Source organism: Janibacter sp. HTCC2649, from assembly GCF_000152705.1.
Lineage (GTDB): Bacteria > Actinomycetota > Actinomycetes > Actinomycetales > Dermatophilaceae > Knoellia.
On the sequence record NZ_CH672413.1, the window covers coordinates 3389279 to 3402136 of the forward strand.

The 12858-nt window shown below is 69.5% G+C and carries 12 protein-coding genes; 3 read left to right on the forward strand and 9 right to left on the reverse strand.

Annotated features, from left to right (window positions below):
- Positions 1-127 precede the first annotated feature (127 nt).
- Together JNB_RS21040 and JNB_RS16280 are read left to right on the forward strand one after the other, a co-directional pair.
- Positions 128-874 carry a DUF4031 domain-containing protein gene (locus JNB_RS21040; RefSeq protein WP_009777610.1) on the forward strand — a complete coding sequence of 249 codons (747 nt, stop codon included), beginning with the start codon at positions 128-130 and terminating at the stop codon, positions 872-874.
- A gap of 137 nt (positions 875-1011) precedes the next feature.
- Positions 1012-1632, forward strand: coding sequence for a DedA family protein (locus JNB_RS16280; RefSeq protein WP_009777611.1), 621 nt, complete (start codon positions 1012-1014; stop codon positions 1630-1632).
- Here JNB_RS16280 and JNB_RS16285 read toward each other — a convergent pair.
- From JNB_RS16285 to JNB_RS16330, 9 genes are all read right to left on the reverse strand, one after another.
- Positions 1620-2267, reverse strand: coding sequence for a hypothetical protein (locus JNB_RS16285; RefSeq protein ID WP_009777612.1), 648 nt, complete (start codon positions 2265-2267; stop codon positions 1620-1622). The genes JNB_RS16280 and JNB_RS16285 overlap by 13 nt on opposite strands.
- 12 nt (positions 2268-2279) lie before the next feature.
- A complete protein-coding gene (locus tag JNB_RS16290) occupies positions 2280-4124 on the reverse strand; it encodes a DUF2339 domain-containing protein (RefSeq protein ID WP_050766642.1) in 1845 nt (614 codons plus the stop codon).
- Positions 4125-4249: 125 nt separating this feature from the next.
- Entirely contained in the window at positions 4250-5656 is a 1407-nt protein-coding gene (locus tag JNB_RS16295; RefSeq protein WP_009777614.1) for a S1C family serine protease, read from the reverse strand.
- A 49-nt stretch (positions 5657-5705) separates the two neighbouring features.
- Positions 5706-7166 (reverse strand): cell wall metabolism sensor histidine kinase WalK, encoded by a 1461-nt coding sequence (locus tag JNB_RS16300; protein WP_009777615.1) that lies wholly within the window; start codon positions 7164-7166, stop codon positions 5706-5708.
- Entirely contained in the window at positions 7166-7879 is a 714-nt protein-coding gene (locus tag JNB_RS16305) for a response regulator transcription factor (RefSeq protein ID WP_009777616.1), read from the reverse strand. Before JNB_RS16305 ends, JNB_RS16300 begins: the two co-directional genes overlap by 1 nt.
- 63 nt (positions 7880-7942) lie before the next feature.
- Positions 7943-8314, reverse strand: coding sequence for a DNA polymerase ligase N-terminal domain-containing protein (locus tag JNB_RS16310; protein ID WP_040883915.1), 372 nt, complete (start codon positions 8312-8314; stop codon positions 7943-7945).
- Positions 8315-8338: 24 nt separating this feature from the next.
- Entirely contained in the window at positions 8339-8965 is a 627-nt protein-coding gene (locus tag JNB_RS16315; protein WP_009777618.1) for a hypothetical protein, read from the reverse strand.
- 474 nt (positions 8966-9439) lie between these two features.
- Entirely contained in the window at positions 9440-11077 is a 1638-nt protein-coding gene (locus JNB_RS16325) for a DNA repair helicase XPB (RefSeq protein WP_009777620.1), read from the reverse strand.
- 6 nt (positions 11078-11083) lie between these two features.
- A complete protein-coding gene (locus tag JNB_RS16330) occupies positions 11084-11821 on the reverse strand; it encodes a hypothetical protein (protein ID WP_009777621.1) in 738 nt (245 codons plus the stop codon).
- Positions 11822-11910: 89 nt separating this feature from the next.
- Here JNB_RS16330 and JNB_RS16335 point away from each other — a divergent pair, with 89 nt between their 5' ends.
- Positions 11911-12846, forward strand: a complete 936-nt coding sequence (locus tag JNB_RS16335; protein WP_009777622.1) for a hydroxymethylglutaryl-CoA lyase — start codon at positions 11911-11913, stop codon at positions 12844-12846.
- Positions 12847-12858: the final 12 nt, after the last annotated feature.

Consider the following 12858-nt stretch of genomic DNA (forward strand, 5'->3'; position numbering starts at 1 on the left):
TGGGTCCCCTTCGTCGGCGCCGCACCCTGTGGTGCGGCCACTGACCCCCGACGCTAGGGAAATTCGCCAAACCCGCCGGAGAGTTGTCCACAGGCTCGGGTGAGCCGGTGCGGCATACGATCACGGAGTGCTCCTCATCGACCCGCCTGCGTGGCCAGCCCACGGACGGCTGTGGTCGCATCTCGTGAGCACGACGTCGTATGCCGAGCTGCACGACTTCGCCGACCGGGCCGGCATCTCCCGACGCGCGTTCGAGGGCGATCACTACGACATCCCGGAGGAGCGCTACGCCGACGTCGTCACGGCGGGTGCCGTCCCCATCGACGGCCGCGAGTTGCTCAAACGCCTGCGGGACAGTGGACTTCGCATCTCCAAGCGCAAACACGAGCGCGTCGTCATGAGCACTCCAGGCGCACCGTGGCTACCGCCCGGCAGCCGTGCCGACGTCATCGCCTCACGCCAGGACAGCCCGCCCCCGAACACCGTGGTGGTGCGAGCCGTCGTCCGCAGCGCCGGTGCGATGCTGGTCGTCGAGCGCGCCGACGGTCGTGGCCTGGACCTCCCCACCCGGACGGTGGGTGACGGTGAGATCGCGCAGGATGCCCTGTGGGCGCTCGGCAACGACCTCGGTGTCCTTGCTGAGGGAGCGACTCTGCTCGGCTACGTGCGCAACGTCGTGGCGCACCCCGACTCCACCTATCCGTGGCCGACGCCCACGGCGTGCTTTGCCCTCTTCGAGTTCACCGCCCCAGGGCTCGCGGACGTCGCGGGCACCTGGTTGCCCTCGGCGAGCCTGGCGGCGGAGCTGGGCGATCGGCACTGGTGGGCGCTCATCGACCCCGGCGCCCGGGCCGCGGGACACGTCCACCCCTGACGGACCCGGGGTGCACTCAGGGGCGGGCGGGGGAGGCACCCCATGGCCCGCGCGCGGCTGGGCTCCTAGGTTGACACTGACAGGTCGATCGGCGAAGCGCGCAGGTCTCAATACCCCTGTCCCAAGGGGCGATTCGCGTGTTCGAGACCGTCAACACCCTCATCGAGCAGAACGCCACTGCCCTGTGGGTGCTGCCCGTGCTGTTCCTCCTGGCGACGTTCGATGCGCTCATCCCACCAGTGCCGAGCGACTCCGTCGTCATCACTCTCGCTGCCTTCGGGGCGGCAACCGGCTCACCCCACCTCATCGCGCTCGGGCTCGTGGCCGCCCTGGGAGCCTTCCTCGGCGACAACCTCACCTTCCACCTCGCCAGACGCTCACGCCTTCGGGAGCTGCGCCACAGCCCGCGACCCAGGCTGCGGCAGGCGTTCCTCAGAGGTGAGAGCGAGCTCGACCGGCGCGGCGGCATCGCGATCGTCATCGCGAGGTACATCCCCGTGGGCCGGGTCGCGGTCAACGTCACGGCTGGAGCAGGCACCTTCTCGCAGCGACGATTCATGCTGCTGTCGGCGCTGGCGGCGGTGAGCTGGGCGGCCTACTCCGTCGCCATCGGTGCTCTCGCAGGCCACTGGGTGCAGGACAACCCGCTCCTGGGCGCGATCGGCGGCATTGCCCTCGCCGGGAGCCTTGGACTCGTCGTCGACCGGCTGCTGCAACGCGCACCGAGGGTGGCGCGTTCCAAAGGTCAGTCAGCCTGAGCCAGGCGCGTCAGCTCACGCGTGAGGTTGCGTCGAGCTGCGGCCTCCCACTGGTCCCGGGCGTGGCCCGTGCGATAGACCGTCTCGCGCTCGAGGAACGGCGCCAGGATGGCCGACCGTCCCGTGGCGTACGCGTCGTCGGGCACGGCGGCATACTCCCGACGAACCGCTGCGCAGTAGTCGTCGAAGCGGGCCTCGGGAGCGCTGAGGATCCACAGGTCGGCGTCGTGGAAGGCCGCCTGCGGGCCGTGCGTCTCGTGCACGTCGTGAGCCTCCGACGCCAGCACCAGTGACGCAACGGCCTCGACGATCTCCGAGCCGATACCACTGGCGGACAATGTGGTTCGGGCCAGCTCAGCGCTCAGCCGCTCGTTCTCGGCACCAGGGGCAATCTCATAGACCGCGTCGTGGAACCACGCCGCGAATACCACGCCCGCCCACTCCGGGTCGCTCCCAAGGGTGCTCTCTCGCAGCTCCGTGACGGCATGCAGGACCTCGTCAAGGTGGCGCAGATCGTGATAGCCCCGATGGGCCTCGGACCACCTCGCCACGAGGTCCTCACGAACGGAGACGAGGCCGTGCGCGTCACCCCTGACGGCCCGCACGGCCTCGTCCCACGTCTTGTCCCGCATCATGCGGGAAGTCTCTCAGGCGGCCGCCACCGGCGGTCGCGTCCGGTCCAGGGCCTTGGCGTATGCCGTTCCGCTGGCCAGGAGCAGCAGTCCCGTCACGATGAACGCCACGACCCGCCACAACCCGTCCAGGGTGGCGAGGTCGAACAGGAACAGCTTCGCGACGCTGACGGCGGCAAGCCCGAGCCCCAGTCGCAGGGACAGGGCTCGGTGCGCCTCGGCCTGCAGTCCGCGCAGGAGCAGCCAGGCGGAGGTGAGCATCCACATCACCGTGGCGAGGGCGTGTCCGGCGAGGAAGCCCGCGGAGGTCGCGTCGAGCGCCTCGCCCACGAGCAGTCCGATCGAGATCACGGCCACCGCCGACGTGGCCAGCCCGGCGATGAGTGCCGCGATCCGGGTGAGGCGGCGGACGCGGGCAGGGATGCCACGGACGACGTCCACGCCCCAAGCGCCCAGGGCGGCGATGCCGCCAGCGAGAAGGCTGTCGAGCAGGGCAGTGGTCGCGTCGTGGTCCCGGGCCATCCCCAGCTCGACGTATGCCGTCGGGTGGGTCAGGTAGGCAACCGAGGCGACCACAGCGGTCCCGGCCGCGACCCACAGCGTGACGCGAGAGCGCGTCGTGACGGCGGCGGCGGCATACCCGAGTGCAGTCACCAGGATGCCGGTGACGACCCAGCGTTCGGGAGCGCCGCTCATGACGGCAAGCAGGGCCGAGACGCCCGAGATCGCACCGATGGTCGTGGCGAGCGGGGTGGGGACCGGGCCGATGGGGGAGCGCGACGTCACTGCCAGGGCGACAGCGAAGGCCACTGCGATGAGGGCGAATCCGGTCGTGCGCAGCGTGTCGCCGTGGACTCCGAACGCGACCAGCAACGAGATCGTGGCGGCAGCGAGGGTGGCGCTGCCGATGAGGTCTGCCCGGTTGTGGCGACCCGCTGACACGGCGCCGACGAGGGCCAGGGCGGTGAGTGCCGCTGCGGCACCGATCGCGACCTTGGACGGCGCGCCGTCGCCATCGTTGGCGGCGATGCCCAGGAGGATCAGGCTGGTCGCGGGCATGGTGCGGGCGACGGCGAGCATCGGCCAGCCTCGGTCACCTCGGGCCAGGAGGGCCGCAGCCGACAGGATCACCACGAAGAGCGAGACCTCGTCGCCGAACTTCTCGGTGACGACGGGCGCCAGGACGGTGGCACCCAGAACGGTGAGGACCGCGAGGAGCTGGCTGTTCCAGCGGCGGGCGAGGAGCAGCCCCGTCACGGCGACGGCACCGGCCAGGACCAGGCCGGCCACCTGGGGGAGCCAGCCGTAGACCGTCGTGACGGCCACGACATCGAGGTAGCCCGCGGCATACCCGGTCGCGGCGAGGGCGACCGGAGCGGCGCTCGAGCGTCCACGAGAGGTCTCGCGGCCTCGGACGACGTGGCCAGCGGCCACGAGAGCCACGGCGAGCAGGACACCCAGGGCCACCCGGAGCTCGGGGACGAACCAGCCCTGCTGCATCGCGAGGGCCAGCAGCATCGCGATACCGACGAGCGTGACGATGGCGCCAGCCACAGCCAGAACGCGCGTGACGGCGCCTTCACGCTGCCACCAGGAAGGCAGGGCGACGGGGGCCGGAAGGACAGGCGGAGCCGGAGTCGGCCTGGGCGCCTGGATCGGCGCCCCGACGGGTGCGGCCGTGGGCCTCGGGACGGCCACGGAAGCGGGAGCCGGAGCCGGAGCGGCAGGCGCCACGGCAACCTCGCCGATCTCCAGGGAGGCGCGCATTCGCGCGAGGCCGTTGCCCACGGCATACATGCGGTTCATCGCGTCGGCGAACTCGGCTTCGAGGCGCCGCACGTCCTGCAGCTGTTGGTTCATGTTCACAGGGTGGAACGACGAGTACCCCGACTCCATGAGTCGGGGTACTCACCGGATCACTCAGGTGCAGCATGGCCGCTGAGTGGTCGGTCGCAGGTCCGTCCCTGTTCGGACCCGCTGGCGGATCAGCTTGCGGGGGCCGCGGCGAGGTTTGCCGAGATCTCCTGGGTCTTGTTGTCGCGCAGGACCGTGAGCTTCACGGAGTCGCCGACGGCGTACTCGCGGATGTGGGCGACGAGCGCCTCGGCAGAGTCGACCCGCTCACCGTTGACCGCGACGATGACGTCGTCGACCTTGAGGCCGGCCTTTGCGGCGGGAGTGCCCGGCGAGACCGTGCGGAGCTTGGCGCCGGCACGGGTGGCGCTGCCATCGGAGGCGGTGCCGTCGACGGGTGCGACACCGAGGTAGGCGTGCTCGGCCTTGCCGTCCTTGATGAGCTGGGTGGCGATCGAGGCGGCCTCCTTGACGGGGATCGCGAAACCGATGCCGATGTTGCCGCTCTGCGACGAACCGGACGAACCGAGCGAGGCGATCGAGGAGTTGATGCCGACGAGCTGGCCATTGGCGTTGACGAGGGCGCCACCGCTGTTGCCGGGGTTGATCGCGGCCGACGTCTGGATGGCGTTGGTGACGACCGGTTCGCTGCTCGACTGCTGCTGCTGCTGGGGCGCCTGGTTGCCGAACGGGTTCTGCTGTTGCGGCTGCTCCTCCTGCGCGGCTTCGGTGGTCACGGGGCGGTTGAGGGCGCTGACGATGCCGGTGGTCACGGTGCCGGCCAGCCCCAGGGGGTTGCCGACGGCCATGACCGGGTCGCCGACCTCGAGGGCGTCCGAGTCACCGATCGAGATGGGCTGGAGGTCCTTGGGGGCGCCCTCGATCGTCACGACCGCGAGGTCGGTCGACGGGTCAGTGCCCTGGATCTTGCCCTTGAATGCCCGGCCGTCGGAGAGGGTGACCGTGAGCTCCTGCGCGCCGGAGACGACGTGGTTGTTGGTGAGGACGTGGCCGGAGTCGTCGATGATGACGCCCGAGCCCTCACCGCTGTCGGTCTTGATGGCGACGACGCTGGGCGAGACGGCGGCGGCCGTGGCGGTCCAGTCCGGCGACTGGGGGTCGGTCTGCGAGACCGGTGCGGTCGATGCGCCGCGACCCAGGCTGGAGGAGGGGGACGCAGTGGAGGGGTTCTGCGAGTCCTGCGACCCCAGCTGGGTCGCGGCGTACGTGCCGCCCGATGCGAGGGCGGCAGTGAGTGCAGCCACCGCGAAGAGTTCCCCCAGCCGACGCCGCTGAGGCGGGCGCGGTTCAGGGTTCGACGGGGCTGCCCCGGGGGCCGGCGGCGGGGGGAACACCGGCCCGGCGGGCTCGTGGGCGCCGTACCACGTGGTCGGCGCGGGGTGGCCGGGCTGCGACGAAGGGGCCTGAGCAGCTTCCTGCTGCGGAAGCGTCTGGGTCACCGCTCCGCCCTGGTGAGCCGGGGTGTCGGTGGTGTTGCTCGTCGACGGTCCGGTCTGTCCTGGTTCGGTGTTGCTCATCTTTGATCTCCTTCGTCGGGCTGGCACTACCTACTCAAGTGCCTTGACATCAAGAGTCGCTGGACCGGGCCTGTGAGGGGCCTGTGGGTATGCGCACCACGAACGTCGCACCCCCGCCGGGGGTCGGCTGCACGCCGACGCGACCCTGGTGGGCGGCGACGATGGCCGCGACGATCGCGAGTCCGAGACCGTTGCCACCGCCGGCGCTGCGGCCCCGCGAGGGGTCGGCACGGTAGAAGCGCTCGAACACGCGATGCGCTGTGTCAGAAGGGATTCCGTCACCGTGGTCGCGAACTTCGATCACACCGTCGGTGCCGTCCTTGCCGACCGCGAGTTCGATCGGGGTGCCTTGCGGCGTATGCCGGACGGCATTCGCGACGAGGTTGGTCACCACCTGCCGGAGTCTCGATTCGGACCCCCAGACGACGGTCGCATCAACGGGTCCGCCGAGGCCGGTGAGGGTGATGCGTCGACCACCGGCGCGCACCCGCGCGTCCGCGGTGGCGTCGGCGGCGAGCACGGTGAGGTCGACTTCGCCCATCGCCGTCGTGGGTTCCTCGTCGAGCCGGGCCAGGGTCAGGAGGTCCTCGACGAGTCCGCTCATACGAGTGGACTCGGACTCGATGCGTTCCATGGCGGCGCGGGTGTCGTCGGCGCTCGAGATGGCGCCCTGGCGGTGCAGCTCGGCGTAGCCACGAACCGTCGCCAGGGGGGTGCGGAGCTCGTGGCTCGCGTCGGCGACGAACTGTCGCATCCGGTCCTCGGATGCCCTCCGCACGGCGAAGGACGTCTCGATCTGGGCGAGCATCGCGTTGAGGCTGCGCGACAGGGATGTCACCTCGTCCTCGGCGGCCCGCACGGGGATGCGCTTGGTGAGGTCGCCGCCAGCGATTGCTGCGGCGGTGTCCTCGATCTGGGCGAGGGGACGGAAAGCCCGGCGGACGGCATACCAACCGAGCAGTGCCGACGCCGCGAGGACGAAAGCGCTGAGGAGCCCGGTCGTGACGAGAAGTCGCGTCACGGTGTGCTTGACCGACTCCAGGGGCACGCCGACGGCAAAGGTCCCCCTGTCGTCGCCGACGGTGCCCGCGAGGAAGCGCCACGACATCTCGCCGTCCACGGACTTCACCGTGAAGGGGCGGCCCGTGGTCACTCGGACGTCGTCCAGCTCGAGCCGAGGCACGTTCGGGTGCTGGCTCTCACCGGTCGGGTTGACCGTTGTCTCTGGTCCGTTGACCGGGAAGAGGACGAACGCATAGTTGGTGGGCGTCGCCTCCACGTCCTGCTTGCGGAGCTCATCGATGGCTTGGCTCGCCACAGGCTTCGCGACGCTGCGCAGCTCGTCGTCGACGCGACCCATGAGGTCGCGCTGCATCAGATAGGCGGTCGCGAGGTTCGAGAAGAGCAAGGCGGCCGTGAGGACCAGGAGCACGATCGACACGAGGCGCACGCGCAGCGGCATCGCCTCGAGGCGCTTGATCACGGCCTGCGAGCCGACAGCGGTGGTCATCAGCCCTGCGGGGGCAGGCGCAGCACGTAGCCGACACCGCGCTTGGTGTGGATCAGCGGCGGCAGGCCCTCGGTGTCGATCTTGCGACGGAGGTAGGAGATGTAGGACTCGACGATCCCGCTCTCGCCGCGGAAGTCGTACTCCCACACGTGATCGAGGATCTGCGCCTTGGAGAGCACGCGGTTGGGGTTGAGCATGAGGTAGCGCAGGAGCTTGAACTCGGTCGGGCTCGTCTCGATGACGCGGCCGGCACGACGGACTTCGTGGCTGTCCTCGTCGAGCTCGAGGTCCTCGAAGCGCAGGGCGGAGTTGCCGTCGATGTCGCCGCGGGTGCGTCGCAGGACGGCGCGGATGCGGGCGACGACCTCCTCGAGGCTGAACGGCTTGGTGACGTAGTCATCGCCGCCGACGGTGAGACCGGTGATCTTGTCGTCGACCGAGTCACGAGCCGTGACGAAGACGATCGGCAGGCGGCGGCCGGACTCACGCAGCTTGCGGGTCACGGCGAAGCCGTCCATGTCGGGGAGCATCACGTCGAGGACGCAGAGGTCGGGGTGGTGCTGGTCGGCGAGCTTGACGGCCTCGCCGCCGGTCGCGGCGGTGACGACCTCGAAGCCGGCGAAACGCAACGACGTCGCGAGGAGCTCACGGATGTTGGGCTCGTCCTCGACGACGAGGAGCGTGGCTTCTGGGACCTTGGCGGTGGTTGTCACATGGCCAGTGTCCGCCCCGAGTCTGGGAGTTGTCTGGATGTATGCCGTGTGCTTGCCCTGGCACTAGGTGGACGGTTGCTCCTTCGTCAGGTGGAGCAACCAGTCCCGGCCGGTGTCGATCAGGGCGTAGCGTCGCGCGCCGGACTGCCCGTGCAGCACGAAGACGAACCGTCGGGGAGTGCGGTCGACGAGCTCCCACCAGCCACTGTCGGCGATGTCCTTGTCCTCGTCCGTGTAGGTGGCGTGTTCGAGGTCGTGATCAGGAACGGCGACGGCGAGCCGATCGTGTGTGTTGTCGTCGGGGAGGCCACGAGGGACCGCCCACGACCGAAGGGCCCCGCCCTCCTCGAGCCGCAGGTCGAAGTGGGGGCGCGGTTTGCGGTGCTCGTGGAGCACGAACACCGGGCGTTTGCGAGAGTCCGCTGCATCGGGCACGGACCAATTGTGTCGCGCTTCGGCTCAGCGGGACTGGAGGGCGTCCAGCGCGACGGCCATGGCAGCGCCGACGCGCCAGTCGATCGCCTGGCCACCATCGATGACCGGCAGCTCCACGTTGTAGACGTCGCGAAGTGCCGGCTTCTTCACCGAGCTGAGGACGACCTGGCCGTCGGGCAACGTGAAGTCGAAGTGGAAGAGGAACGGCACGGGGATGTCGCCGATGATCGGGATGAGTCCCCAGATGCGACGCAGGATCGCGATCATCTGGTTGCGCTCCTGGCCCAGTGACACGCGTCCATCGGCCGTCGTCAGGTGCCACGTCGAACGCAGCAGCGACTTTCCGAAGTCCTTGCGGAACTGCCCGATCGACGCGCCGGCAGCATCCGTGACGTCGTACGTCGCGCCGAGGTCCATACGGGTGCGCGCCTTGAACCCGAACACCGGCTGCGTCTTGCCCGCATCGGAGAAGAACGTCACCTGCTCCTTGAACGCCATCCGCTTCTGCTCGGCGAACGCCCACAGGCCCAGCTCGGCGCCATCCGGCCCCACCCCGTGGATCTCGTAGCGGTTGACCATCAGGGTCAGCTTCTGCTGCATCCGGAAGCGGGTCGGCTGTGCGGTCGGGTTGCTCTGCGGCTGCTGCGTCATGACGCAACTGTCACACACGCTACGCGGCGGAGTATGCCGGGTCCTCACCTTCCAGGGTCCGACTCGGGGTCCGCTCCGGGTCACCCCCATCGCCGTCGGACCGAACGACTTCGTGCCCCGGACGGACCATCGTCGCTGCGCTCCGCATGTCCGTCCGGGGCACGAAGTCGGGAGCTCGGGTCATCCGACGCCGACGGGCTGACCGCAGGAACCAACCCACGAGCGCAACAAGGATGCTCGCCGCGCACGCCATGACGAACGGGGGCGACGAGCGCCGTGTTCGAGGTTCCCTCTTCGCCTGACCGCGTGGCCTGAGATGAGGGCGCCTGCCAGTCTGGGGTGCTGTTTGCCGGCAGCTGGTGCGCGGTTGGCGCGAGCCGCGCTCGACGTGACCAGCCGCGCACCCATGGGTGCGCGGGCGGTCAGCCTGTGCGCGGCGGGCGCCAGGGGCGCAGAAAACGCGACCGAGAAACCTCAGGTGAGGTCGTCGGCGTCGACGATGCGATAGGCGTACCCCTGCTCGGCGAGGAAGCGCTGGCGGTGGGCCGCGAAGTCGGCGTCGACGGTGTCGCGCGCGACGACCGTGTAGAAGTGAGCGGTCCGCCCGTCACCCTTGGGACGCAGGACGCGGCCCAGTCGCTGGGCCTCCTCCTGGCGTGACCCGAACGTCCCCGACACCTGGATGGCAACACTCGCCTCGGGCAGGTCGATCGAGAAGTTCGCGACCTTCGAGACGACGAGCAGGCTGATGTCGCCATCACGGAACGCGCTGTACAACCGTTGCCGCTCGGTCACCGACGTCTCGCCGGTGATGACTTCGGCCCCGAGTCGCGTGGACAGCTCGTCGAGCTGGTCGAGGTACTGGCCGATGACGAGAGTGGGCTCGCCGCGATGCTTCTCGACGAGCTTCTCCACGACGGGGAGCTTGGCGTCCGAGCACGAGGCGAGGCGATACCGGTCCTCGGCTTCAGCGACGGCATACGCCATGCGTTGTCCGTCAGGGAGCGTGACCCGCACTTCCACGCAGTCCGCCGGGGCGATGTAGCCCTGCGCCTCGATGTCCTTCCACGGTGCATCAAAACGCTTGGGGCCAATGAGCGAGAAGACGTCGGACTCGAGCCCGTCCTCGCGCACCAACGTTGCGGTGAGCCCCAGTCGGCGTCGGGCCTGGAGGTCGGCCGTCATGCGAAAGATCGGCGCGGGGAGCAGGTGGACCTCGTCATAGACGACCAGGCCCCAGTCCTTCGCGTCGAGCAGATCGAGGTGCGTGTAGACGCCCTTGCGACGCGTCGTCAGCACCTGGTAGGTCGCGATCGTCACCGGGCGGATCTCCTTGCGGGCACCGGAGTACTCGCCGATCTCGTCCTCGGTGAGGCTGGTGCGGCGGAGCAGCTCGTCCTTCCACTGCCGCGCCGAGACCGTGTTGGTCACGAGGATGAGGGTCGTCGCCGACGCCTTGGCCATGGCACCCGCGCCGACGAGGGTCTTGCCCGCGCCGCAGGGGAGGACGACGACGCCCGAGCCGCCGTCCCAGAAGCCGTCGACTGCCTGCTGCTGGTAGGGGCGCATGACCCAGCCATCGCTCTGGTCGAGGGTGATCGTGTGCGCCTCGCCGTCGACGTAGCCGGCTTCGTCCTCGGCCGGCCATCCGACCTTGAGGAGCTCCTGTTTGAGGTGACCACGCTCGCTCGGGTGCACGACGACCGTGTCCTCGTCGATGCGTTCGCCGATGAGGGGCTTGATGCGCTTGTGGCGCAACACTTCCGTGAGCACCGCGCGGTCCGTCGTGCGCAGGACGAGCCGGCCGTCCTCCTTGGTGAGGGTGAGGCGCCCGTAGCGCGCCATCGTGTCCGCGACATCGACGAGGAGGGCGTGCGGCACGGGGTAGCGGCTGTGCGTCACCAGCGCATCGACGACCTGCTCTGCGTCGTGCCCGGCCGCGCGTGCGTTCCACAGGCCCAGGGGAGTGATGCGATAGGTGTGGATGTGCTCCGGCGCACGCTCCAGCTCGGCGAACGGTGCAATGGCGCGCCTTGCCTCGGCCGACCTCGGGTGGTCGACCTCGAGCAGGAGGGTCTTGTCGCTCTGAACAATCAGTGCGCCGTCAGTCACGCGACCTCAGTAGGTGTAGTCGGAATCGGGGCTGTAGCCGCCATCGTCGAAGACGCCGGATACCCCCAACGAGATGAAGACGATGATGGCGATGATGCTGAGGGCGAGGAGAACGCCAAAGGCGATCCAGCCCCACTTGGTCAGGCGGCGTGAGCCCTCGGGGTCGGTCGCGTTCTTGGTGAGCGCGATGATGCCGATGACGGCCGAGACGACCATCGGCAGGCAGCACGTCAGGGTGGCGATGCCGGACAGGATCGTGAGGACGAGCGCGCTCGTGTTCTGCGCCGGCGGGGCTCCGTAGGCGGGCGGCGGAGCCTGCCACTGACCGGGGGCGGAGTATGCCGGGTAGCCACCTTGCGCTCCCACACCAACGGTCGCTGCGTAGGGGTCGTAGGCCGGCTGAGGCACGGCGTAGGGGTCGCCTGCGGGAGGCGGGGTCGCGGCATACGGGTTGGTCGGCTGGGCGCTCGAACCGGCGTAGGGATTGCTCTGGCCGCGCGGAGCCTGGTAGGGCGCGTCATAGCTGGGCGAGCCGAACGAGGGAGCGGGCGGGACCGACGGCGGGAACTCAGCAGCCTGGGGGATCTGCTCGGTCGGCGAGCCCTGGGGGATCTGCTCGGTCGGCGAGGCCTGCGGAATCTGCTCCGTGGGCGGGTTCTCGCTCTGCGAGGGCGCAGTCCAGTCCGGGCTGGCGGTCGGATCCGTGAACTCCCCCGGACGCGGGTCCTTGTCGTTCTCACTCATGGGCACAAGGTATCCCGCCTGCGTGGGGCTCCGTGCCGATGGCCGACAGATTGGAGTGGTCAAGGCGTGTCAGGATCAGGGGCATGAGTATGCGCACGCCGCAGGTCGAGGCCGATCCCACCCTCCCGCCCGAGATCACGATCTATGAGGTCGGGGCGCGTGATGGTCTGCAGAACGAGAAGGCGATCGTGCCCGCCGAGGTCAAGGCCGAGTTCATCCGGCGCCTCGCCGCTGCTGGGCTGGCGACCGTGGAGACGACGTCGTTCGTCAACCCGCAGTGGGTGCCGCAGCTCGCCGACGCCAGCGAGGTGCTCGACCTCCTCGGTGACGAGGGGCGTGGTCCGAAGCGCCCGGTGCTCGTCCCCAACGAACGTGGCCTCGACCGCGCCCTCGAGGCAGGGGTCGGTGCCATCGCCATCTTCGGAAGCGCGACCGAGACGTTCGCCCGCAAGAACCTCAACCGCACGGTCGATGAGTCGATCGAGATGTTCCGTCCCGTCGTCGAGCGTGCACGCGACTGCGGGCTGTGGGTGCGGGCCTATGTCTCGATGTGCTTCGGCGATCCGTGGGAGGGGCCGGTGCCCGTCGACCAGGTCGTCGGCGTTGCCGAGCGCCTCATGGAGCTGGGCTGTGACCAGCTCTCGCTCGGTGACACCATCGGGGTCGCAACCTCCGGGCACGTCTCGCGGCTACTGGATGCCTTGGGGGACAGAGGTATTGGCGTCGACCGCGTCGGCGTGCACTTCCACGACACCTATGGTCAGGCCCTCAGCAACACGCTCGTCGCGCTGCGCCACGGCGTGACCGTAGTTGACTCGAGTGCCGGTGGTCTGGGCGGTTGCCCCTACGCCAAGAGCGCCACGGGAAACCTCGCCACCGAGGACCTCGTCTGGGCCATGGAGGGTGCCGGAGTCCGGACTGGTGTCGACCTCGAGTCGCTGCTCGCCACGAGTGCCTGGATGGCCAACCATCTCGGTCGTCCCTCGCCCTCGGGCGTTGTCCGCGCGCTCACCGCCCCGTCCTGAGCCCGACTTGTT